We start from the raw sequence: 25194 nt of genomic DNA on the forward strand, positions 1-25194 counted from the left end.
TTATATTGAGTTTTTTATATCTTATTTTTTCAATCCTATTTCTTAGAAAATGTGGCTACTAAAATCTCCGGAGTACGAACGCCCGCCTTAATTTCGCCACTGGGCAAGATGATCATGTCGCCCCAAACAACGGCTGTCGTGGTTACAGGTCCATTCGCGGGCAGATCCCCCATCCGCTTCCATTTCCCCGATTTCAGATCATAACGCCATACTGCTCTGCCGAAACCGGGATGATTGATTTGCAATTTATTCTTGGTATCAATCAATTTCTGTCGCTGCGATGGATTTGTTTCCTTTTTAGCATCAAAGATTAGCGCTTCCACCTGATGGAAGGTATTGCCCCGATCCGCACTCAGCAACCATATTCCTTGGTCGGGCAATACACAAGCTGTTCCTGCCGCAGCAGGAAAAGGAATGTCCGCCTGTTTGGACCAAGTACTACCATCATCGGCTGAGCACCACAGTTCATGATATAACGTTGAAGGGCTCTCTGGATGAGCCTTTCTTCCACCAAGTAGATACAGGCCATTTTGACTATCAGACAACAATTGCAAATGGGAGACTGCATAGGGTAATTTTCCAACACAAACCCATCCTTTTTCAAGATGCGCTAGATCCAATTTCAACACTTGATCCGATACAGCATCAGGCATTTCACCACCGGCAATGAAAAGTTTATTTCCATGAACTACCGCTCCCATATTAGCCAACGGAAATGGGAGATTCGGAAAGTCTGACACCGTAATTTTCTTGGTAGAGCCATCATATTTAATCAGTCTACAAACGGCTGTTTTTCCATCAGGAGTCTCTCCACCGATAACCAGCAATCCATCAGGTAGACTCAGGCTGGCTGCATAAGCAACCGCCATAGGAAGACTATCCTGGGCTATTAAACTCAGTCGTCCCTCTTTTTTTCCGTAAATAAAAACATCTTTTTGGATCTCTTTCGCCCCACCTTTCCAAGGTGGTAAATGTGGAAAATTCGCTCCGCCGGCAACCAGGAAACAATTGCCTGTGACACCAGCTATTGGTCCTGCCATACCAATATGCGCCTTTCCATCTTGCATAGCTGGCAACGTAATGCCTTTATGCCATTCCAATCGACCAACCTGTGCATGAACAGCACCTGTAAACAGTATTCCCACGATAACTCCCATCCAATGTTGTTTTGTCATATCTATTTATTCTCGAACCTACAGTCTACCTTGTAATCTCCCTCTCAATGTAAGCACACATGATACTCATCTCGAGAGGGAGATCTATTTTACTGTGCACAAAACTTCTGAAAATTAAGTTTGTTCACATCACTCTTAAAGAGTTCAAATTGGTCTGCCGACATATTTTTCACGGGCAGTCTAAATGTTCCGCAGTCAAGGCCAATCAATTTCATATACGATTTCCCGACTGAAATACCACCATACTTCCCTAACAATGTGATCATATCGATAGATTGCTGCTGCAAAGCATTAGCTTTTTCAAGATCTCCCCGATCATAAGCCTCAATAAGCTCAAGATATAAAGGTGCAGCGTAGTTATAGGTACTGCCGACAGCTCCTTTGTTACCCAATACCAAAGCGGACAGCATATTCTCATCTCTTCCCCATAACATATCATACTTGCGATCTGCATAATTCAAGCAGCTTAGAAAATCCATAAAATCTTCGTGCGTATATTTGATTCCCTTAAAATTGGGTATAATGCCATCAATCTGCTTCAGCAGGTCGATCATCTGGAAATTTCCACCAGTCAATACCGGGATATGATAATAATAGAAAGCCGTATTCGGGGCTGCACTAGCAATTTCGACACAACATTTTGCCAATTGATCCACATTGGCAGGTTTGAAATAAGATGGTGAAGTAAATGAAACAACATCTACCCCTGCTTGCTCGGCCAGCCTAGCCAATTGTTGGCATTCTTTGATATTCGTTCCGCCCAGAAGCATCATGAGTGTAAATGCATTATCCTCTTTTGTTAATCTGGCCCAAGCTGTCATCACCGCAACTTTTTCCTCAAAAGTCAACGACACCCCTTCTCCGGTAGAGCCACAAATAAAGGCACCCGTTACCCGGTTGCGCTTTAACATCGCATAGTATTGCGGAATCAGCTCAAGATTCAATTCTCCGTTTTCATCGAAAGGAGTAAATGGCGCTGCAATTAATCCTGAGATTTTTTGGTCTAGCATGATCTGTGTATTTAATATTATATTATTTTTTTAAAATGTAACTAAAACGAGGTATAACCTTTCGTTTGAACCAATAGCCGGTTATTTGTCAACGCATCCCTATTTATTGGCCATAAAAGGCGAAATGATTCTGCTACCGGTAATGATGTATACTTATAAACAAAGCTATCGCCCATTCTTCTCAAATCATACCAATATTTCCCCTCGCCAATAAATTCTAATTTGCGTTCTTTTAAAATTGCTTCCATCGGATCGCTGTCTATCTTCTGATTTGGAAAACCAAAAGTACCTTCGTTGTAATTACTTCCAAAAGCTCTTGCTCGAACCAAATTGATTTCTTCTTTGGGGCTTTCACCTAGTAGCACTTTAGCTTCAGCTAACAGCAAGAGTAAATCTGCATAACGATAGATTGGAAAATCATTCGTAAATGCCCGAGATCCAGCATTTTGTTCACCTTGATATTTTTTCAGGAAACAACCGGCCATATTGAATTTTCCTGTTGCATCTTTTGAATAGGCCGCTTGAATAGATGTGTTTTTACGTTGATCCAAATCATTGTAGTCCCGATACGAACGGATACGAGTCGGTGCACGTAATATTCCACCATAGTTTTCAGCAGTTACGGTGAATTTTCTGTTGGAAAGTGAGTCATAATAATTTGCGATAAGACCAGATTGTGGAACGAAATCGGATATAAAACCTAAAGTCGCTTCATTTAATTGATGACGCGCTACAAAAATCATTTCACTATTACCGCGATTGCTAATAGAAAATAGACCAGAAAAATCTGATTGCAGAGACAAGGTAAGATTTGATTTTATTTCCGATAAAGCATTTTTGGCTGTTAAAGCAGCATCCTTACCTCCGCCTCGATGTGCATTCCAAAGATTCACTTCTGCTTTAAGCATTAATGTTGCTGATTTTGACCAATACGATTTTGTATTCTTCACGGAGTAATCTGCTCCAAAAGATGTCAAAGAGCTTTCTAAATCCGAAGTTACAAGTCCTAAAACATCCGAAGCTGGAGAAGCGGCTTTAGCAAGGTTGGTGATATCAATATTTCCAACAGGCTCTGTTTGCAGGACAACATCTCCCCAGGAACGATACAACTGAAAATAGTAGAATGCACGCATTCCATAAGCAATCCCAAAATAGTAACCTTTATTTTGAGCGGTCACAATATCAGTCGTATTAAGTTTGCTGATCAACAAATTTATCTGATTGATGTTTTCGTAAAAAGCGCCGAAATTGCTCAGCCCCGGATTATCAAGATCCAAATTATGATTCCACATTCTTTCCAACCCTTGCGGAGCTTCCCCTGTAAAAGACGATGTCGTTCCGGGATCATTGCCAAAGACCTCCCCCTGGTATTCACCCAGAAGTACAAATGCGCGCTCATGATTCCGAAATCTTGCGTGTAGACCACTCACAAATGAATCAAACTGATCGGCTGTCTTCCAGTAATTCCCATCGCTAATTGTACTCACTGGATTTAACTCTAGATTTTTATTGCAGGAACTTAAGAGGCCTAGTCCCAATACCGTTGCCAAGCTCAAGGTTTTTATATTGATTTTCATCGTTTTCAATTTTTAAGATTAAAAGGATAGTTGAACACCTAGGACATAAGATCTTGGTGTGGGATAAGTACCTAAATATATACCTGTAACCAAATTATTCCCATCTACTGGCGGCTCAGGTGATGGCCCCGAGAATTTTGTGATGTAAAAAAGATTAGATCCGGTAAAATAAATTCGTGCATGCGAAAATACCCGCGATTTTTCGAGCAATGATTTGGGCATGTCGTACGAGAGAGTCAGCTCACGGAGTGCCAAATAATCTCCTTTTTCATAAAACCTCGAATTGTTACTGTTCAATACCGCATTGGCATTGTTTCCACGTGTATAATTCTGTTTGGAACCACCAACCTGATCCGCAAAATAAACCTTTGGAATGTCTGTTATAGTGTTGGTCGGTGACCAAGCTTGCTTTTGCAGCTCAATATAATTGAATGTGCCCTGATAATTACCCAATGTTCTTGCAACAAGATCATTGTAAATCTTATGTCCCAGAGCAAACTCCCAGTTTGAAAAAAGGCTCAGATTCTTATAACTTAAATTCGTTGTAAATCCGCCCGTCCATTTTGGATTAATATTGCCGATATACACTTGATCACGTGAATCGATAATATCATTTCCATCGACATCCAGCCAATTGACATCTCCAGGAGTAATTCTTCCATTTTTTCCAACAGGAAGATTAGGCCCAGTAATTCCGGCAATATTATCCGTACGGTTTCCGGCAATTGAACTTACCTCAGCATCATCTTTAAATATTGATACTTGTTTATATGCGTAGATATCGCCCAGCGATTGCCCCTCCTGATATCCACCTACCCATTTAACTTGACCCGATGTTGGATCATAGACCTGTAGGCCACCTTGACGATTATTTTCGTTTCCATTATTCGGCAGCTCCAGTATTTTATTTTTAACAAATGCAGCATTGGCGCCAATATTCAAACTAATACCATCGGGATTTCTAAGCACGCGAGCTTGTAAACCAAACTCCAAGCCTTTATTTTGTAAAGTTCCTAAGTTGGTATTTATAGACGAGAAGCCGATATAACTAGGCAGAGTCAGATCTGTTAAAAGGTTTTTAGTTTTTCTATTGTAATAATCGAATAATAAGGTTACGCGGTCTTTCCATAAACCTAAATCTAAACCTACACCAGTAGTTTTACTCGTTTCCCAAACCAGATTTCCATTTACAGGCTGTGTATTAAGGTATCCAGCTGTCCCATTATAATTGGTTTGCAAAGAATAAGTTCCCTGGACCTCATATCTGCCTAATCCATTTATATTTCCGTTTTCTCCGTAACTCAGTCTAGGCTTCAAAGTTGAAATATATTCCACAAACTTGGTATCCTTAAAAAATGTTTCTTGATGAACATTCCACCCTGCAGAAAGACCTGGAAAAAATCCCCAACGATGACCATCTGCTAAGCTCGATACACCATCCAAACGATATACGGCATTCAACAGATATTTCCCATCATAATCATAAGCCAAACGTCCCATGGACGAAATAATTCTATATTCAGATTTTGAAGATGTGTTATTTCCAGCCACAAAAACTGTCGAAGCATTGACGGTCGGTATATCATCTGTAGGCGCATTCTTCCCATACACCTGCATATAATCTGTTTTCGTGTTAAAATATTCCGCACCAAGCATAGCGTTCAGATTATGCTTCTCACCAAATGTCTTGGTATAATTTAAAATACCGTTGAACTGTGTTTGGAAATCGCGATTTATATTGCGATAAGCATCTCTTGAAGTACTGCCTATTGTTTCAGGGTTAGAAAACACATTAGCATAGGTTTGGGTCGATTTTTGGAAGAACTCATTCAATACCTCTTTCATATAGGCATTTCCCGAGACTTTGAGGTATAGACCAGGAATAATATCCCATTTTAGGGAACCATTTACGACAATGCGATTCGTTTCATTATTTCTCTCCATACGGCTCAACCAATACAATGGATTCCCATCATTGATGCCGTTGCCTGGATTGGGCCTCGTCTTCGCCTCATCAACCCAGGGATTGAATGTAGGCCAAATAGCCAAATTCCGATATAATGCACTTACTTCAGATCCGCCAACGCCATATTGAGAAGCAGTTGACAAATTAACCGAGGTTGCTACCTCCAGATTCGGTTTCAGCTTATATGAACCATTTAGATCTGCAGTATATCTTTTATAGTTGGAGCCTACAATGATTCCATCCTCATCATATGCATCAAATGCAGCGAAATATTTTCCTCGCTCGTTACCGCCCGATACATTCACATAATGATCCTTTGTATAGGTATTTCGAAATAAGATATTCTCAACTTCACCCGAATGATCTTTATAAATTATCTGACCACCATACGGATCATCTACAAGTTGCCACCCTTTAGCTAGTAATGGATCCAAGTCAGATGTGTAACGACGAATATCGAACGAAGATAAATTTGCATTATCAGTCAATAATCCCAGTCCTCTGGAACCATTAGCTGTCTCAATCGTTTTACCGGCATTTAAATAACCCAAGCGCGTATAATAAATGTAATCCCCAGCATTCATGTAACGATACCCCTCACGGCGTTGGTTGAACCCTCCTGTGAATTTATAAGATATATTTGACTGTCCTGATTTACCGGTTTTCGTTGTGATCAAAACCACGCCATTATTTGCACGAGCACCATATATTGCCGTTGCAGAAGCATCTTTTAGAAGTTCGATGGATTCAATATTATCCGAACTCACATCATTCATCTCACGAATAACACCGTCTATCACCACCAATGGTGGGCTAGAACTCTTTATTGATGCTCCACCGCGCAATTTCAACATGGGCGCTGCTCCGGGGGTACCTGATTTGTTCACCACCTGCAATCCAGGCACAGTTCCCTGTAATGCTGTAGCAACATTAGAACGGGGCGTATTTTGCAAAACAGTTTTGTCCACTTTAGCGATAGATCCGGTTACATTTCTCCTATTTTGTGTTCCATATCCCACCACCACAACTTCATCCATTTGCTCAACCTTGGACTCGAGTTTGATATCCAGTTGATTTAATTGCCCAACTTTTACTTCATATGGTCTATACCCTGTAGACGTGATCACTAAAATAGTATTGGGATTAGTACTGATTGAGAAAGTCCCATCGGTATTTGTCTGCAAAGATTGGTTGGATCCTTTGATTTTTACAGTCACATTGCCTAGCAATTCCCCTGTCTTTGCATCGGTAATTTTTCCCCGCACCGCATGATCTTGCGCCTGCGCTAAGAGCATATTACCCATCAAAACGGATAGGGTGAGAAGGGTTCGTAATTTTAGGTTTGAATACATATTGATTTGTATTAAGTATTACATATATACAAATATATAAATAACAAAATGTAAAAAACAAATTTTAATCAAATTATGTATAACATATTAATCACTTTTATTAATTATCTTTGTCTTAATGCGCCTAATGCGTTATATGTAATATATATGGAACCGAATTCTTCGCTGATAGAACATCTTAATACAATTGATACCTCTTCACTAGTAGATCGTGCGGAAAAAGAAATCATCAATCTTTTTGTCAATCAAGGCTTAAAGGTTGGAGATGCTTTACCTAAGGAAATTGAATTGGCCGAAACCCTTGGTGTAAGTCGTACAGTAGTTCGCGAAGCCATGTTGCGGTTGCGTATGGTTGGATTGATCGAATCAAAAAAACATCGCGGAGCTGTTTTAACAAGTCCAGATCTTATAAAACCCCTACGCAAATCACTTTATCCTACTATCATGGAAAACAAGACCTTACAGGATCTTTTTGAAATGCGCATGGTACTGGAGGTGGGTATGGCGGATATCCTTTTTGAACATATACAGGAAAAAGACATTGAGGAGCTGGAAGCGATCGTTGCTAAGGAACCTATAGATGCCGATAATACAATTTTCGACATTGAAACTGAAATTGCCTTTCACGGTAAGCTCTATGAAATCACAGGAAATACAATTCTCAAAGACTTCCAGAACATGCTGTTACCTGTTTTTCAATATGTCCATAGCAGCGGCTTACTAACTAGTCCCAGTTCATCGAAAAGCTTCATCTCACACCGAGGCCTAGTTGATATATTAAAGGTGGGCAATGCCGAGGTTTTTCGAAATGCCATGCGCAAGCATCTTGACAATCATTATCAGCGACTATTTTTATATAAGAAATCTGTTGGATAATCCCTTTTACGAGATCGATTCATAACACTATAAAAAAGCCCAATCATATGATTGGGCTTTTTCTTTAAAGGGTCTCCACTTGATCCTTTTATTTGGTTATCGTACAGTTTGACACTTTGTTATTCAGACAGCAACAGTACAATGATTCCGTGTGGAGGAAGAATGAATTTTGTATTCTTACCAAGGTTTCCTTCATCGCGATGAAGCCATAAATCTCTGACGCGATTTTTTGGAGACAAATTCAGCGCTTTAGTATCCAGTTTAAACATCGTTTCCTTGTCTGATCTATTAAGTATTGCAAGTGCTTTACGCTTTGGATCTGCCAGGTCTTTTTTCCATACTTCTACCTCACCCGCTTTAAACACAGCTTGTGCTTGCTTAAAAGCCTTATCCTGATTAAGCGCGATCATTTCTTTGTTCGTCAATATAGCGAGTGTCTCTTTTGAAATTTTACGCAGATCATTTCCGGCCATCAAGGGTGAATTTAACATACACCACATTGAAAAATGTGTTTTATCTTCTTCATGAGTCATTCCATTGCCCACTTGAAGCATATCCATATCGTTATAATGACCTGGAGAGCTATAAGGATAAAGATTACGATTGAGATCAATAATATGCAACACTGAAGCAAAATTTGGTTGTATATCTTGTGAAATACGCCACGAATCCACTTGTTTAATTGCCCATTCCCCGGGAAATTGCCAGCGGCAAAGATTAAAGCCTACATCTCGACGAACCTTCCTCACTGCTGTTATAATCTTTGTATATTGCTCGCGATCATCCAGTTTCATTTCCAATCCACCACACCAATCCACTTTGATGAAATCAAAATTCCACTCTTTAAAAAATAACTGTGCATCTTGGTCTTCATGGCCATACATTCCTACCCCGATGCCTTTTAGATCTTTGTCCCAGATAGAACCACAGGTATTTTTTCCACCTTCCGAATACAATCCAGCTTTTAAACCCTTGGAATGAATGTAATCAGCTAGCGTCCGCATTCCACCAGGAAATTTTGAACGGTCTTCGTAAAGTTTTCCCGCTTGGTCACGCCCCCCGAAATACCCGTCATCCACATTGATATAACTGTATCCCGCATCGTACAAGCCAGTCGCGACCATGGCATCTGCCTGCTCCCGAATCAACTTTTCATCAATATGGATCCGAAAGCTATTCCAGCTGCTCCAACCCATTATTGGCGATTTTGCCTCTTGACACAACGCTTTTAGACTCCAAGCACCTACTAAAGCTCCTAAAAGTATACCCTTAAATAATAACTTAAATCCCATAATTGTAGTATAAAAAAAGATCTTATCTCCCTTTTATTTTCATTTTAATCCGCTTCAAAAATACATAGAGACAATGATATGAAAAAGTAAATTCAATCACTTAATTATTTTATGTAATACATAATAATCATTATCTTAGTCAGCGTTATCACCATCGTGAAATTTACACTATTTTCAAATAGCATAGCTTAAAAAAGCTTGATACATTCAATTTAAACCAAAAACACAATGAAACTCAGGATCTTTTTATTTGCCGTAATCGCAACACTTCTCTATAAAAATGCTTCTGCACAAAAAAAGCCTAATATCATCATCATTATTTCCGATGATCATGCCTATCAAGCAATTGGTGCCTATGGTTCGAAATATGGGAAAACACCACAAATAGACCGCATCGCTGCTCAGGGTGCGCTATTTAAAAATGCCTTCGTCAACAATTCCATCTGCGGGCCATCCAGAGCGACATTATTAACGGGTAAATACAGCCATAAAAATGGATTCAAAGACAATGAAACTTCTGAATTCGACTTTAGTCAGGATCTTTTTGTAAAACAGCTCCAAAACGTAGGTTACAATACCGCTTGGGTGGGTAAAATTCACTTAGGAGACAAACTGCAGGGTTTCAACTATTATGACATTCTTGTTGGGCAGGGAACCTATTTTAATCCAGATTTTATCAGCAAAGAGGGTCGCAAACGCACTGAAGGATATGTATCTGATATCGTAACCGAAAAAGCTATTGATTGGCTCGATACGGTAGACGCTGATAAGCCATTTTGTCTAGTCATCGGTCATAAAGCCACACACCGTACCTGGATGCCAGATCCAAAGGACTTCGGCACCTACGATACTGTAAATTTCACCTTACCCGCTACTTTCTACGACAATTACCAAAGTAGGTCGGCAGCAGCATTGCAGGAAATGTCCATTGACAAGGACATGAAAATGGGCTACGATCTCAAAATGTTCAATTCGTTGGAAGAAATGATGGCCGACGGTAACTTCAAGCGGATGGACCAAGCTCAAAAGGATAGCTATATCGCCTATTACCAGCCCATTTATGAACAACTAAAGCAAGGTAATTTGACGGGCAAGCAACTTGCAGAATGGAAGTTCAGGCGTTATATGATTGATTATCTCAATACTGCCCAATCTATGGACCGCAATATAGGAAAAGTACTAGATTATCTGGATCAAAAATCACTCAGTGAAAATACAATTGTAATCTATCTTTCAGACCAAGGTTTTTATATGGGTGAGCATGGTTGGTTCGACAAACGTTGGATGTATGAGGAATCTTTTCGTACCCCAATGGTCATGCGGTACCCAGCCCTATTACGTGCAAACTCAACCATAAACGCCAAAATTGTCAACGCTGATATCGCTCCCACGTTATTGGAGTTAGCTGCTATCAAAAAACCGAAAGACATGCAAGGTGAATCTTTTGTACATGTCCTGAAAAATAACAAAGAGGAACATCGAAAAGATCTATTTTATCATTATTTTGAAAATGGAGAACATGCCGTGAGCCCCCATTTTGGTGTTCGTGATGATCGTCATAAATTGATCCGCTATTATAAACGGATCGAAAATTGGGAACTCTTTGACCTTCAAAAGGACCCCAATGAACTCCATAATGTCTACAAAGATCCTGCCTATCAAAGCGTCGTCAAACTGATGAAAAAGAAACTGATCACACAAATGCGCCAATTTGATGACAAAGAAGCAGAAGCTATTTACAAAATCAACATCGACCAATAATACTATGAGGGTATCTGATCTACTGGATACCCTCGTTTTATTGCTATACATTTCTTCGAAATGTTTATTGAAATACTGTCCATATAGTTAAGTCCAATAGACTCATTGTAAATAGGTTGTTTTGCAGACACATACTCTTAAAAAAATTGCGATAAATAGAATCCGCAATCGATTGTCTTATAAATAAATTTTCATTTATAGTATAATTTTCATTTCTTTAATATAGTGTTAAAATGGTTTACATAAAATCATTTTAATCACCAATATAGCCAAGATATACGTACTTAATTTTATGAAAATTTACTTATTTTTAATTTTATTACTCACTACAAATATAGCTCTAGGTCAATCGAAGGGAAAAGTTCTCGGGACAGTATTTTCTCAAAATGCGGAACCATTAGAAAAAGCAACTGTAACGATTCTCAATTCAAAAGACTCTTCCGTAGTTTCCTACCTCCTTACCGACACAAAAGGTAAATTTGAATTTGTTAAAATTCCCACAGGGACCGCATTAACGCTTTTTATTTCACATGTCAATGCAAATCCTTTTCGTAAGGAATTTACTATACCTAACGGAGAAAATTATGATTTCGCTCACTTAAAGCTCGACTCGAAAAGCCTCGATGAAGTAGTCGTCAATATTGTTCCCCCCGTACTGATGAATAAAGATACGTTAGAATATAACACCAACTTCTTCAAAACTCGTCCCAACGCCAACGTAGAGGAATTGCTCAAAGAACTACCTGGTCTGCAAGTAAATATGGATGGCTCTATTTACTATCAAGGGAAAGAGGTTTCAAAAGTAAAAGTAAACGACAAGGATTTCTTTTCGAGTGATGTACGTATTGCCACACGAAATTTGGATGCTTCTCTTATCAAAACAGTACAGGTGTACCGTGATAAGGGCGAAACAAAAAAAGATAACGAAGACGAAGATAAACTGCCGATTACGATTAACCTAAAATTTAAGAAAGATTTTCTCAAGGCCAGTTTTGGTAAACTTTATGGTAGTGCAGGTACAAGGAGCAGGTATGAGGCCGGTGGTTTATTCAATACATTTAAGGACACACTACAGCTGAGTTTCCTCGGTTTCGGAAATAACATTAACCGCCAAAGTTTTGATTACAATGAATTGAACCAAGAAGCTGGACTTGGACGTGCCGAAAACTATGGATTTGATAATTTTGGAGGTAGGAACTATTCAGGTAAGGCCAACGATATTGGCTTGGGCTTTAATCTCAACAATGACTGGGGAAAGAAGACCAAGTTGAACATCATGTACATGCTGAAATATAATAAAGCCGAAAATCAAAATACCGGCAATCAAATCTCTTTATACGATCAGGAAAAACAATATTCAGCATCCGATTACCAGCAACAGGAGAAATCTGTAGGGCATAATCTCAAAACCCTCCTCCGACATCGCATGGATACAACAGCCTATTTTGAATTTACACCGAATTTGGGTATCAATTCAAAAAACAATTCAACCTTCGGAATGAACCGTTCCTATACGGACCTCAAAAAACTAAATGACGCAACAGGTACGGGCGGGAATAAGGGAAATACCCTGAACTATTCACATGGATTCTATATCGAAAAGCAACTCAATAAAAATCATATCGTATCTTTTAGAAATACGATTTCCATCAATACAAATGAAAAAACCGACACCTCTTTTCAAAATACCAATATATATGATACAGCTAAGCCGCGGACTAGTTTATGGTATAAAAACCGAACACAAAATAATTCCAACAACCTATATTTCAGTGCAGCCTATTATAATAAAATAATTAAAAAACTAAACTTTGACTACTACTTCACCTATGTTACTAACCGCCAAGGGCCACAAGAAAGTGTATATATCAACCGCGACAGCACTGGAGAAATGCATGCAGCTCCTTATGAAAATAGCTATCGTTACAAATACCAGGATTATATTACCGGTATTATATTTTACTGGAGACCGACCAAAGATTTTAACGTAAAATTTGGAACAGCCTATCAAGTAAAGGCAAATCATTTTGATTTACTTAAAATCAACTCTGTCGAGAAATCATCTTTAGGCTACTGGTTGCCCAATATTAATATCCGTTATAAAGATCTAAACCTCGGCTGGTATAAAGATCTCGAGTCCCCCGAGCTCTATGGAATTCAACAGCTCGTCTTGGATTTAAATCCGTTATATACACGAAAGACATCCTTTATATTCAACAATATCGAAAAACAGAATGTCAGTATATCATACTATAAGTATACCTCGAAATTGCAGTTTAATGTAAATGGAAATATCAATTATGTCAATAACAGCATCGGGTCCCGTAGCTGGCGAAACAACAATACAGGACAAATGACCACCCAGATGTTTCTCGCTAGCTCAAAATATAACTATAGTGCCTATACTTACCTGAGATACAACCTAAAAGCCAGTAAAAATTGGTCATTCTATCTATCGCAAAACAACAATTTCTATACCTATGAAAATTATAGTTCCATCAATGATGTTGATAATAAAGGAACCAATATAGGGATCAATGCCAGCCAACAATTTTCCGCGACATGGAAAAACCTAGTGACGATATCACCACAGTATACCTATTCTTGGAACAAGAACATAAATTCGGTAAAAGATAACACCGACTTTATTGAATCAACTTATTCAATCCGTAAAATTGGTGCAGGATTGAATATTAATCCAATCCACGGATTTTCGCTGGAATCAACATACTCCTTAGATAACCGGGCCAGCGGATTAAGCGGCAGAAAAAACTACCATATCTTAAATGCGTCAGTCTATTATACCTTTAAAAATAATTCACAGCTAAAATTGACCGGCTTTGATATATTGAATCAGAATACCCAAAATTATTGGGGCAGTCAAGGCAACGTAACATATTTTGGGAATTCACTTACATTGAAACAATATTTTATGTTGGGCTATATCCATAAATTTAATATTATCAAAACAAAGAAATAGATCCGGTAAAGAGCTGAAGCTTGTTCATAACAACAATAAAAATAATCATTACAATCTTTCAATATTCGATATCTTACTTTTCATTTCTTCAAGTTCGGCACGCGATAAACGTTGCTTTTCAGAATAGCTGTCTGCATGTTGCTCGCGCAATTTGCGTAGCCCCTTTCGGCTATCCGCTTCATAATCGTTTAGGTCAAAGGTAACAGAGTCGGTCGTTAAATTGGCGATACGATAAAGCGTACGCATCGTTTTTCCATCTTTTGTATAGGAAACCTCATACACATCACCAACCTTTGGATCTTTCAGGTATTTTTCCTTCTTTTTTGCACCGTAAATTCCTGCTATAACAATAGCAGATACAAAAAGCCCAATCAGAACTAAGCCCGCAAAATATCCAAAAGGTGTTTTACGGATAGCTCCCGAAGATATGGCCTGAAGTGTTTGTGGGTTGATTTCACGTTGGTAACTCAACTTTTTGCAATGATTGCAAATGGTAATGACCTCCGAACTATAGGGAAATATGGGTATCCAAAAAACATGGAAATATTTAATTTGCCTATATGCAAAAAGGGATTGAACTGTGCCACAATAATCGCAGTTTCCGATTGCCGATTGCGATTTATTAGCTAAAACTTTTGTTCTTGTGCCAAAAATAATCATCGTGTTAACGTTTTAATTTACTATCATGGAGACACAAGAACATTGCCCTTTCTTATTCGAAAATACGAGGATTTACAATCCGTGCGTTGTCGTTTACGATTCGCACCTACCAATCAATATTCTGACAGGCAACATATTGCAAAGAAAACAAGAAGGTGTTCCGGAAAAAAAACTTGATGACTCAGCTACTCCTTTCCTATAACGATGGCATCTCATCATTCTGACTCAAAAATTACAAAAAACAAAAAAACAAAGTATAGTTATCAGGTAGATTTTATATATTTGCATTAACATTTTTTAACACATGAAACAGCATACAGATAATATCCTTAAAAAACGAATGTCCTAAGGGGATGTTTTTACAGGTAAATTTCAAATATCTCCTATAACCCAACTCAAACAATAAACTCACTATTATAATTAGTATGGCAAAAAACAACATAAATTTTGTCGTAATGGCCGCGCTTTGTTTTAGTACTGGCGCACTATACGCACAAACCACTATAAAAGGAAAGGTAGTCGACAACAATAACAATCCTATTCAAGGGGCTACAGTTACCGAAACAAACAGTAAAAAACAGGTTCAGACAGATGCAAATGGACTATTTGAGTTCCCTTCGACCGGAAGCTCACTTAACATCAGCATTCAATATATTGGCTTTGAAACTAAGACTGTTCAAACCAATCCTACAGGGCTGACTACAGTCCAACTTTTACCTTCAACAGCGTTATTGGACGAAGTAGTGGTCACTGCATTGAATATTTCGAAAGAAAAAAAGACCTTGGGATATTCTATTCAGGAACTAAAGGGAAAAGATCTCTCCGAAGCTAAAGAAAGTAATCTCGTAAACTCCTTAGCCGGAAAAGTTGCCGGTGTTCAGGTAACAAATAGTCAAGGTAATATGGGGTCTTCCCGAATCATTATCCGGGGAGAAACTTCAATTGCCGGAAACAATCAGCCTTTATTTGTGATTGATGGAACCCCAGTTGATAATTCCCAGTTGGGTACGAGTGGTAACCGTGATTATGCCAATGCAATCTCTGATATCAACAGTGAAGATATAGAATCAATAAGCGTACTAAAAGGACCTAATGCGGCCGCGTTATATGGTTCAAGGGCTGCTGCCGGGGTAATTTTGATTACGACAAAATCTGGAAAAAAACGTAAAGGACTGGGAATAAACATCAATTCAAATAATACAATCGAACGACTTGCCGTTTTACCCGATTATCAAAATGTTTTTGGACAAGGTGCCGATGGAAAATTCAGCTATGTAGATGGCAAGGGCGGCGGTATCAACGACGGTGTGGATGAAAGCTGGGGCCCAAAAATGGACGGCAGACTCATCCCACAATTTTATTCACATGGTGAAGCCGTTCCTTTCCTTCCTCATCCAGATAACGTACGCAGCTTTTTTGGAACTGGTAGAACATTAAACAATGGAATATCTATTGCTGATGCCACAGATAAAGTTGATTATCGTTTTTCTTATAACAATAGTAATCAAACAGGAATTATCCCAAATTCTTCGATTGAAAAAAATAACTTCAATATTAACACACGTTATAAAATCACGGAAGATCTGACACTTACGGCAAATGCAAATTATGTACGTACAAACTCAGGTAATTTACCAGGTGTAGGGGGCTTCCGCTCGAACGGCTATATGCTCCAATTTACTTGGTTTGGCAGACAGGTCGATGTTTCCCGTCTAAAAAATTATCGGGATGAAAATGGTAACTTAGTCAATTGGAACAATAGTTATTATAGCAATCCATACTTCATCGCAGAGGAAAATACGGTACAGCAACAACGTGACCGAATTTTTGGAAATGTTGGTTTAAATTACAAGATCAATGAGTTTTTGACAGCCAACTTCCGTACGGGTAACGATTATTACACCGATCGCCGAAAAATACGGGTTGCTTATGGCACTAATGGTACACCCTACGGTTCCTATGAAGAAGATGCTTACACAGTAAATGAAAATAACACAGAATTTACATTAAATTACAATAGACCACTTTCAACAGACTTTACATTAGATATATTGGCGGGAAGCAATATACGTAGCCAATCGCGACAACGCAACAACCAAAAGGCTCCCCGTTTAGCTGTTCCTGAAGTATATACATTAGCAAACTCTAGAGATGCCTTGATTTCAACAGGTGAATACAGCCCATTGAAAGCTTACAGTATTTTTTCATCGGCACAATTAGGTTACAAAAATTATGCTTTTTTGAATCTAACAGCTCGAAACGACTGGTCTTCTACTTTGCCTGTTGACAATCTTTCGTATTTCTATCCATCGGCAAACGCAAGTATCGTACTGACAGATGCATTCCCTATTCAAAGCGATATATTGTCTTTCTGGAAATTACGGGGAGGTTGGTCCAAAGTAGGTAAAGATACAGACCCTTTTAGTTTAATTGATTCTTATCTATTTAGTGCTCCATACGGAGACAACCCACAATTATCAGTCAATGACATCAAGAAAAACCCAGACCTAAAACCCGAAACAACCACCTCAACTGAACTAGGTACCGAACTGGCATTCCTAAAAAACAGAGTGCGATTAGATTTAAGTTTATACGACATCAATAGTATCAACCAGATTTTAGCCGTCGATGTGAGTCCATCGACAGGTTATAAGAAGAAACTCATGAACGCCGGAAAGATCAACAATAAGGGGCTTGAAATTCAATTAGGGGTTACACCGGTGAAAAAACAGAATTTCCAATGGGATATCAATGTTAACTTCGCGACAAATAAAAGTAAAGTTGTAGAATTAGACAATGACGGATTATTACAAAGTTATACGATCGGATCATCAGGAACCGTGCAAGTTTTGGCTGCAGTCGGAAGACCCTATGGAACTCTTTACGGAACTGGCTTCTTACGGAATGAATCGGGTCGCCTTATCGTGAACGCCGACGGAACACCTGCTACTGACCCAGTGAATCACTATTTTGGCAAATTCACACCAGACTGGTTGGGCGGTATTACAAATCAATTCCGTTACAAAAACTTTGATTTAAGCTTTTTGATAGACATCAAGCATGGGGGCAAACTATACTCGGGTACGAATGCGACCGGTAGAGGAACTGGCGTATTGGCCTCTACTCTCCCCGGAAGAGATGCTGAGCATGGCGGATTGAGCTATACAGTTAACGGGACAACTTATGATGATGGTATTATCGTAGATGGCGTAAATGCAGACGGTTCAGAAAATACCAAAGTTGTATCGGCACAACAATATTATAAAACGCTATATAGAACCAATGAAGCAAATGTCTTCGATGCTTCTTATGTTAAATTGCGCGAGGTAAAACTAGGTTACCAATTGCCAAATCATTGGATTTCCAAAATCGGCTTTCAGGGAGCTTCATTCTCTTTAGTAGCTCGAAACCTGTGGATTATCCATAAGAATGCACCCAATATTGATCCAGAGACAGCCTTTAATACAGGCAATGCACAAGGTTTGGAAAGTTTACAGTTACCGACCACAAGAAGCTTTGGCTTCAATTTAAATCTTAAGTTTTAAGCAACTGAAATCATCAATGCCTAAGGCAGCTCGATTTCTTACTAGCGAACAATTGAAGAACAAATAATTATTTTGAGCATGAAAATAAACAGCAAATATATAACAGGACTTGTTCTCTTACTGGGCCTAACCACGTCCTGTAAAGATGAATTAGCAAAAGTCAATCAAAATCAGAATGAGGCAGAAAATCCTCAACCTGCCTACCTTCTCACAAGCGCGATTAAAACAACAGCCGACAGCTACTGGGGCGTAAGCAATAATCTTGCTTCCAGTCTGTTATTTGTACAACATTGGGCTAGGATCCAATACACGGATCCCGACCGCTATATTTTCACAAACAATGATTTCACAGAAGGATGGTCAACCTGGTACTCAAAGAGCATCAGCCAATTAAAGATCACGCAAAAATTAGCAGCAAATAGCGGCAATGACAACTACAAAGGCGTAGCACTTATCTTGCAGTCATGGGTATTTTCTTTACTTACAGATGCCTATGGAGATATTCCTTATACTGAAACAGGAGATATTGATGCTTATTTGACCCCTCGTTACGATACACAGGAGAATGTATATAAAGGCCTATTGAACGATCTCAAAAACGCGCAAAGTTTATTGAAAGCTAATGGTGAGGCTATCCAGGGTGATATTATTTATGAGAATAAAATCATTAAATGGAAACGTTTTGCGAATTCACTAAGATTGCGCTTTGCATTACGTATTGCTGACCGCCTACCGGATCTAGCCAAAACTACATTGCAGGAAATCGCAGCAGAAGGAAGTGGTTACATTAGCTCCAATGATGAAATCGCTCAGCTGATCTACCGCGATGCTCCTTATCGCAATCCCGTCAGTGCTTCTTTTGAAGCAAGAGAGGATTATCGAGTGAGTAAAACGATGGTCGATAAGCTTTTCGAATTAAACGATCCGCGTTTGCCAATCTACGCTGATATAACGGATAAACCAACTACGGAGCAATATATTGGTCTGCCAAATGGTCTCACTTCAAGTGAAGCTAGCAGTATTGGTTTTGATCTTACATCCCGACCAGGAAAATATTTCCGCGAACCAAAAGCACCTGCAGTGATCTTAAGTTATTCGGAGGTTCTTTTTGATCTTTCCGAGGCCGTAAGCAGAGGATTTATTACGGGTGATGCCGCAGATCTCTACCAAAAGGCCATTCGTGCATCTTTTGAGCAATATAAAGTCAGTAATAATTTAATCGAAGCCTACCTTAGACAATCGTCAGTAATTTTCAACCCCAATAACTATAAAAAGTCTATTGGTGAACAAAAATGGATTGCTTTATATGGCCAAGGTTTGGAAGCATTTGCCGAATGGCGCAGATTGGATTATCCTAAGTTAACACCTGCAAAACAAGGTGCTTTGGGTGGAAAAATCCCATTACGCTTTTTATATCCCGGAACGGAACAATCGGTGAATGGAACTAATTACCAAGAAGCAATTAAGCACCAGGGCAGCAATACATTGTTAACCAAACTGTGGTTTGATGTAGAGTAAAACACCGATAAAAATTATATCAAAGAGCGGAAGAAGTTATTTTTCCGCTTTTTTCTGTAGATTTCTTATCTTCGTATAGCACTCTAAAGAATAAAATGTTATGGACGATCAAACATTAGACAGAATAGACCAACTTAGCGAGGAAGGAAACATCCAATGTGATGAAGGCAACTATCAGGCGGCGATCCGGGTGTGGACCGAAGCACTTGATCTAGTCCCTAGTCCACAACATGTTCATGCGGAAAGTCTTTGGCTCGAAGCTTCCATAGGAGATGCCTTTTTCTTACTGGACGATTTTGGCAATGCCCTCTCCCATTTTGAAAAGGCAAAACAGAACATTATCGAAAATGCCTACGAAAACCCTTTTATCATGCTGCGCTTAGGACAGTGCTATTTGGAAGACAATAATAGCGAATCTGCCCAGGAATATCTTCTCCGCGCCTATATGATGGAAGGAAGAGATATTTTCGAAGATGAATCGCCTAAGTATCTTAAATTTTTAGATGACAATATCGATTTGGATTGATAATAATACGTCAAAACGAACCGATTACTTCACCAACTTCCATAGGGAGATCCGACTCAAGAATGGAGGCTCCTTCCGCAAATATGGCCCTATACTTTTCGGCGCGTTCTGCCTTTGTCTTCAACTTATCGTAGGTAGACGCCGCTGAAATCATGCACATCACACCTTTGTTGTTGAAGAATTGATACATCGCCTGATTGGAATCTCTCAGTTCTGGCCCAATATAGACAATCATACGGTCGTAGGGTAATCCAGAGGATTTAAATTTTTCCAATGCAGCCTGATCTTTGATATGCATGGACATATACTGTTCTGGATTCTGCGCCAAATAAAACGCTGCCTGTTCAGTATTATGTACCGTAACCCACACCCAACTGTAGGCATTGTATTTTTTGAGAACTGCTGCTGTAGCCGCCAAAGGCAAGTCTTTCTTATCTAAGTTAAGAATGGTTTTACCTTTTGCCCATTGAATGACTTCTTCAAGTGTGTTAATACCATACCGGGTAATATTTCCAGCCTGATCCTTTAATTTCAGCTTACGCAATTCATCCCAAGTATAGTCAGATACTTTTCCTTTTCCATTTGTGGTTCTATCCAATGTCGAATCGTGCATCAAAATAGCAACACTATCCTGGGTATAACGCGGATCTATTTCAAAAATGGCCGGTGTCTTTCGTAATACGGCTTCAAATGCCGCAATCGAATTTTCAGGAAGTCCAGCCTCCATCGTTCCCCGATGACCACTTACAATTTTTTTATCTTTAGCATAGGTAAAATAATCACGCATCGCCTTTGGAGAAGCAAATTCAAGTGCATGGATTTTTTGTCCGACGACTACTGAGTACGACGAAACAAAAAGAAAAAAAGCGAAAAATGTTCTACTCATTAATTTATAATTACGTTCAAATATATAAGCTTGAGCCACAAAAAATAACAGCCTAAATTAATCAACCAAGATCAATAAATCGTTAACAAAACATTCAATTCATATCAACCACCAATCCACATATAAACATAAACTTAAGGAATCAAACTTTTACTGCAATATCAAATCCTCCTGAAAATCACTGTATACCACCTCTAAAAATCAAAAAAAAATATAATATAGCTGTTGGCACAACTATAAAATAAACTATATTTGCGCATTAATTTATATTTGATCTAAATAAATTACCATGAAAAACAGAACACGATATATGATGTTCAGCAGTGGAATTCTTTTGCTATTAAGTGCTCAGCTACATGCACAAGAATTATCCCTTATCGTAAAAGACAAAGACAATAAACCATTAAGCCAAGCGAATATCAAAGTTGACGGAAAAAGCGTCGGCTATTCTAATCAACTTGGACAATTCATTTTTGCCAAAAGACCTTCGAATAATCCGATTCAATTGCGGGTATCATACACAGGCTTTTCAACGGTTGAAAAAATGGTCAATTTAGATACCGTTCAACGTCCATTGTCAGTTCAGCTTAATTCTACCCAAGTGTTAGATGAGATTATCGTAACAGCAGGACGTAAGCCGGAAAGCATCTCCACTGTCCCTTCTTCAGTAACGATCTTGACCACAAAAGAAATTGAGGCCCAAAGCCAAATCAGCACCAATCTTTCAACAATTTTAGGGAATACCGTTCCCGGTCTTGGAACATCGACCAATAAAGCGACAAATTCCGGACAAACACTTCGTGGGAGATCTGTGCTTGTTTTGATCGACGGTATTCCACAATCAACGCCTTTGATGAATGGACAACGCGATCTTCGGACCATTGACCCGAGTGTCATCGAACGGGTTGAGGTTATCAAAGGTGCTACATCCATCTATGGAAATGGCTCCGCAGGCGGTATTATCAACTACATTACACGCAATCCATCGAAAGACGCAGCTCCGATACAAGGGATCACAAGTGTTAGAACTACATTCAATCCAGTTCATAGCGCCGGTACTATGGGCTATCGCATAGGACAAACCTTATACGGACAAAAAAATAAATGGAATTATACCGTCAGTGGATCCGCCGATTATGTTGGTCTGCAACGAGATGGTGACGGTATCCCCCTTGGTCAGACTGATGGTCTTTCAAACACCTATCAATATAACGCATTCCTAAAAGCTGGCTACCGTATTGATAGTAGCTCCAATATCACAGCGGTGTACAACTTCTACCGAAGTAACCAACACAATAGATACATCAGCCAAACAGGTGTATATGGTCAAACGCCAACGATAGGCGTGAAAGGCGAAGATCCAGGTAAACCTGCTGGAACTCCATATAACCACAATGCCATGTTGACCTATACTAAAAGTAATCTATTCGCGTCGACATCTTTAACTGCTTCTGCATACTACAATACATTTCGATCCATGAACCGTTATGTCGAGAAAGCTTCTGCATGGTATGGCCCGGGACAAACACAGATCAATTCGGAGAAAAAAGGCTTACGTGTTAACTTAAACACACCTTTTCAGGTATTGGGTTCAAATGCAGATATCACCTACGGTGTAGATTTACTAAATGATGTAACAGATCAAAATCTGACCGACGGCAGGGTCTATATTCCCTATATGAACATGTTAAACGTTGCTCCATACGCCCAAGTAAAAATTGATTTCCTAGAAAATTTAATCTTTAAAGGCGGTGTGCGCTATGAAAATGCAACAGTCAAAATAAAGGATTTCAATACCATTGCTACAGGCCCCAACAACGAAGGAAGTATTGCCGTAAAAGGAGGCGATATCCCCTACAAAGGAGCGACCTTCAATGCAGGTTTGCGTTACAACAAATTCGCGATCTTTAATCCCTTCGTTAGTTTCTCACAAGGTTTCGCGATCAATGAACTCGGCCGTATTGTGCGTCGGGCAACAGATAACGATCTAGATAGCCTAAAAACTGATCCTATTATCACCAATAATTACGAAATCGGATTCTCAAGCAATTACAGCATTTTCCAGCTATCAGCATCTTATTACTACAGTACTTCCAAAATGGGCGTTGAACTAGTGGACATTGGTGGTTACCTGATGCCACAGCGCCTTCCAGAAGATGTGTATGGGTACGAAATTGCATTAAGCGCTAATATTTCACCTCAATTGACCATCGGTGGAACCTATGCCTATGTGGAAGGAAAATCAAAAAAAGACGATGGATCAAAATCCTACCTCAATGGCTCACGTATCTCGCCAGACAAAGCAACGGGATACATCTACTATACCCCGATCAAACCCTTAACCTTTCAGCTTTTTTGGGTGCATACCGGATCCCGGGATCGCTTTCTTCCAAACGATAAAGGCGTATACAAAAACAGCGAAGGCCCCGTTAAGACCGTTGACCTATTTAACTTAAACGGAAACTACCAGGTAAACAAACAATGGTCTATCGGCATGGGAGTAGAAAACTTATTCAATAAAAACTATTACCCTGTTGTCAGTCAATATCGTGCCTTAAATGAGGAATACGTCAAAGGACAAGGTATGCTGGCCTCTTTTAACATCAACTACAAATTCTAATATGTTTAAAACTGTCATTCTTTGGTTGCATAAATGGCTCGGAATCATCACCGGAGTTGTGGTATTCATCCTAAGCCTGACGGGCAGCATATACACCTTTCAGGATGAGCTCAAACTCTGGGCTTATCCTGAAAAATATTTTATCTCCGATACAACCAACCACTCAAAAACTCCACTACCATTAAGCACACTTCTTTACAGCGCACAGAAAAGCCTCAAAAAAAATCAAAAAATCACGCGGGTTGATCTCTATCCTTCGAAGAATCGTACCTGGGTATTTCGTGCCATAAAAACGGATGAAAAAGCATTTGGCCATTGGAATTATTACCGCTATTACAAACGCGTTTTCATCAATCCATATACTGGTCAAGTACAGCAAGTAGAAAATTCAAAAACAGAATTCTTTCAACTGGTGCTTCAGCTTCACCTAAACCTCCTCTTGGGCAAGCAATATGGCCATCCTATCGTCGCCTGGTCAACGGCCATTTTTGTCCTTATCTTACTTAGTGGCATTGTTCTTTGGTGGCCAAAAAAATGGAAGGGCAAGAATCTCAAGCGCAGTTTTTGGTTAGATACCAAAGTAAAATGGAAACGACTGAACCACGACCTCCACAATGTCATCGGATTTTACAGTTTATTTATCGGATTGATTTTTGCCATTACGGGACTCGCTTTTGCTTTTCCGGATTTCAAAAAGACCTATATCGCAACATTCAATTTATTGCAGTCGCCAACAACTCCTTCCACACACAGCTCCCCTATACCCTTGCCCGCTGTGGAAAAGAAATTTCAGGACAATGCGCTGCGGTATGCCTTGACAAATTATCCAGATGTTGAAATGATGTCGATCCGACTAAAAAAAGAAACCGAAACAGCAATGGATATACAGGTGAGACATCATGAAAAACGAAGCGGTGTATTTGATTGGCTTTATTATAATAAAGAAGAAAACAGTCTTACAGCAGTCAAATCCAGCAACGAATTGCAGTATGGGGATAAGCTCGGTGCACTTAACTATGATATTCATACCGGTGGCATCGGTGGATTCACAACAAAAATTATCGCTTGCCTAGCTAGTCTCTTTTGTGCTTCCTTGCCCATCACAGGATATATCATCTGGATGAACAAAAGCAAAAAGAAGAAAAAGAAAGGTTATCAACATAATGTTAATAAGTACTGTTAATAACTGTATTTTTCTTTTAAACAGGTTTTCAACAGCGTTATTAACATAATGTGGAAAACTAACCTTCCCCCTATTTACCGACACCATCTCTTGTGCAATTTTTAGGAATGCGATACACCATCTGAAAAAAACAACATACAAGACAAAAAGACGACAATCTTTAAAACGAGAAGATCCCAACGCCAAGCAGCGCAAACAGAGCAACACTAAAAAAAGGAAGCATTCTTCAACAGAAGGAAGCAAAGCACACAACCAAAAAAGAAGGCC

At 39.2% G+C, this 25194-nt stretch carries 15 protein-coding genes; 8 read left to right on the plus strand and 7 right to left on the minus strand.

Translation table 11 applies throughout. The features are described 5' to 3' along the window. Window positions 1-35: 35 nt before the first annotated feature. From GVK91_RS24980 to GVK91_RS24995, 4 genes are all read right to left on the minus strand, one after another. Window positions 36-1175, minus strand: a complete 1140-nt coding sequence (locus GVK91_RS24980) for a hypothetical protein (RefSeq protein WP_159731876.1) — start codon at window positions 1173-1175, stop codon at window positions 36-38. An 89-nt stretch (window positions 1176-1264) separates the two neighbouring features. Continuing rightward, complete coding sequence (locus GVK91_RS24985; protein WP_159731878.1) at window positions 1265-2185, minus strand: dihydrodipicolinate synthase family protein; 921 nt, start codon at window positions 2183-2185, stop codon at window positions 1265-1267. Between the two features lie 41 nt (window positions 2186-2226). Next, window positions 2227-3762 carry a SusD family outer membrane lipoprotein NanU gene (nanU, locus tag GVK91_RS24990; RefSeq protein WP_159731880.1) on the minus strand — a complete coding sequence of 512 codons (1536 nt, stop codon included), beginning with the start codon at window positions 3760-3762 and terminating at the stop codon, window positions 2227-2229. A gap of 18 nt (window positions 3763-3780) precedes the next feature. Continuing rightward, entirely contained in the window at window positions 3781-7080 is a 3300-nt protein-coding gene (locus GVK91_RS24995; RefSeq protein WP_235032991.1) for a TonB-dependent receptor, read from the minus strand. Window positions 7081-7227: 147 nt separating this feature from the next. Between GVK91_RS24995 and GVK91_RS25000 the strand changes: the two genes are divergently transcribed. Beyond that, complete coding sequence (locus tag GVK91_RS25000) at window positions 7228-7956, plus strand: FadR/GntR family transcriptional regulator (protein WP_120335314.1); 729 nt, start codon at window positions 7228-7230, stop codon at window positions 7954-7956. A 119-nt stretch (window positions 7957-8075) separates the two neighbouring features. Here the strand turns inward: GVK91_RS25000 and GVK91_RS25005 are convergent, their stop codons facing one another. After that, window positions 8076-9248: a glycoside hydrolase family 27 protein gene (locus GVK91_RS25005; RefSeq protein ID WP_159731882.1), complete on the minus strand. Its 1173-nt coding sequence runs from the start codon at window positions 9246-9248 to the stop codon at window positions 8076-8078. Between the two features lie 228 nt (window positions 9249-9476). Here GVK91_RS25005 and GVK91_RS25010 point away from each other — a divergent pair, with 228 nt between their 5' ends. Together GVK91_RS25010 and GVK91_RS25015 are read left to right on the plus strand one after the other, a co-directional pair. After that, entirely contained in the window at window positions 9477-11009 is a 1533-nt protein-coding gene (locus GVK91_RS25010) for a sulfatase (RefSeq protein ID WP_159731884.1), read from the plus strand. A 292-nt stretch (window positions 11010-11301) separates the two neighbouring features. Beyond that, window positions 11302-13989 (plus strand): carboxypeptidase-like regulatory domain-containing protein, encoded by a 2688-nt coding sequence (locus GVK91_RS25015; protein ID WP_159731886.1) that lies wholly within the window; start codon window positions 11302-11304, stop codon window positions 13987-13989. Between the two features lie 48 nt (window positions 13990-14037). Here the strand turns inward: GVK91_RS25015 and GVK91_RS25020 are convergent, their stop codons facing one another. Continuing rightward, a complete protein-coding gene (locus GVK91_RS25020) occupies window positions 14038-14649 on the minus strand; it encodes a zinc-ribbon domain-containing protein (protein ID WP_159731888.1) in 612 nt (203 codons plus the stop codon). Window positions 14650-15074: 425 nt separating this feature from the next. On the opposite strand from GVK91_RS25020, the gene GVK91_RS25025 reads away from it, so the two are divergent. The 3 genes from GVK91_RS25025 (at window position 15075) to GVK91_RS25035 (ending at window position 20238) form a co-directional block, all read left to right on the plus strand. Further along, the gene (locus tag GVK91_RS25025) at window positions 15075-18194 is read left to right on the plus strand and encodes a SusC/RagA family TonB-linked outer membrane protein (RefSeq protein ID WP_200845698.1); all 3120 of its coding nucleotides are present in this window, start codon (window positions 15075-15077) and stop codon (window positions 18192-18194) included. 78 nt (window positions 18195-18272) lie between these two features. Further along, a complete protein-coding gene (locus GVK91_RS25030) occupies window positions 18273-19712 on the plus strand; it encodes a SusD/RagB family nutrient-binding outer membrane lipoprotein (RefSeq protein WP_159731890.1) in 1440 nt (479 codons plus the stop codon). Window positions 19713-19812: 100 nt separating this feature from the next. Beyond that, window positions 19813-20238, plus strand: a complete 426-nt coding sequence (locus GVK91_RS25035; RefSeq protein WP_159731892.1) for a tetratricopeptide repeat protein — start codon at window positions 19813-19815, stop codon at window positions 20236-20238. A gap of 10 nt (window positions 20239-20248) precedes the next feature. Here GVK91_RS25035 and GVK91_RS25040 read toward each other — a convergent pair whose 3' ends face one another. Beyond that, window positions 20249-21124, minus strand: coding sequence for a glycerophosphodiester phosphodiesterase family protein (locus tag GVK91_RS25040; protein ID WP_159731894.1), 876 nt, complete (start codon window positions 21122-21124; stop codon window positions 20249-20251). A gap of 289 nt (window positions 21125-21413) precedes the next feature. Here GVK91_RS25040 and GVK91_RS25045 point away from each other — a divergent pair, with 289 nt between their 5' ends. After that, complete coding sequence (locus tag GVK91_RS25045) at window positions 21414-23744, plus strand: TonB-dependent receptor (RefSeq protein ID WP_159731896.1); 2331 nt, start codon at window positions 21414-21416, stop codon at window positions 23742-23744. Between the two features lies 1 nt (window position 23745). Continuing rightward, window positions 23746-24927, plus strand: coding sequence for a PepSY domain-containing protein (locus tag GVK91_RS25050; RefSeq protein WP_159731898.1), 1182 nt, complete (start codon window positions 23746-23748; stop codon window positions 24925-24927). The last annotated feature ends 267 nt before the right edge of the window (window positions 24928-25194 follow it).

Origin of the sequence: Sphingobacterium sp. 18053, assembly GCF_902706145.1 — a bacterium.
In the GTDB taxonomy this organism is placed as follows: domain Bacteria; phylum Bacteroidota; class Bacteroidia; order Sphingobacteriales; family Sphingobacteriaceae; genus Sphingobacterium; species Sphingobacterium paramultivorum.

Excerpts from the sequence above, each read along its gene's own strand:
- GVK91_RS24980 (WP_159731876.1), bottom strand. The coding sequence starts at position 1,175 with ATGACAAAACAACATTGGATGGGAGTTATCGTGGGAATACTGTTTACA.
- GVK91_RS24985 (WP_159731878.1), bottom strand. The coding sequence starts at position 2,185 with ATGCTAGACCAAAAAATCTCAGGATTAATTGCAGCGCCATTTACTCCT.
- nanU (WP_159731880.1), bottom strand. The coding sequence starts at position 3,762 with ATGAAAATCAATATAAAAACCTTGAGCTTGGCAACGGTATTGGGACTA.
- GVK91_RS24995 (WP_235032991.1), bottom strand. The coding sequence starts at position 7,080 with ATGTATTCAAACCTAAAATTACGAACCCTTCTCACCCTATCCGTTTTG.
- GVK91_RS25000 (WP_120335314.1), top strand. The coding sequence starts at position 7,228 with ATGGAACCGAATTCTTCGCTGATAGAACATCTTAATACAATTGATACC.
- GVK91_RS25005 (WP_159731882.1), bottom strand. The coding sequence starts at position 9,248 with ATGGGATTTAAGTTATTATTTAAGGGTATACTTTTAGGAGCTTTAGTA.
- GVK91_RS25010 (WP_159731884.1), top strand. The coding sequence starts at position 9,477 with ATGAAACTCAGGATCTTTTTATTTGCCGTAATCGCAACACTTCTCTAT.
- GVK91_RS25015 (WP_159731886.1), top strand. The coding sequence starts at position 11,302 with ATGAAAATTTACTTATTTTTAATTTTATTACTCACTACAAATATAGCT.
- GVK91_RS25020 (WP_159731888.1), bottom strand. The coding sequence starts at position 14,649 with ATGATTATTTTTGGCACAAGAACAAAAGTTTTAGCTAATAAATCGCAA.
- GVK91_RS25025 (WP_200845698.1), top strand. The coding sequence starts at position 15,075 with ATGGCAAAAAACAACATAAATTTTGTCGTAATGGCCGCGCTTTGTTTT.
- GVK91_RS25030 (WP_159731890.1), top strand. The coding sequence starts at position 18,273 with ATGAAAATAAACAGCAAATATATAACAGGACTTGTTCTCTTACTGGGC.
- GVK91_RS25035 (WP_159731892.1), top strand. The coding sequence starts at position 19,813 with ATGGACGATCAAACATTAGACAGAATAGACCAACTTAGCGAGGAAGGA.
- GVK91_RS25040 (WP_159731894.1), bottom strand. The coding sequence starts at position 21,124 with ATGAGTAGAACATTTTTCGCTTTTTTTCTTTTTGTTTCGTCGTACTCA.
- GVK91_RS25045 (WP_159731896.1), top strand. The coding sequence starts at position 21,414 with ATGAAAAACAGAACACGATATATGATGTTCAGCAGTGGAATTCTTTTG.
- GVK91_RS25050 (WP_159731898.1), top strand. The coding sequence starts at position 23,746 with ATGTTTAAAACTGTCATTCTTTGGTTGCATAAATGGCTCGGAATCATC.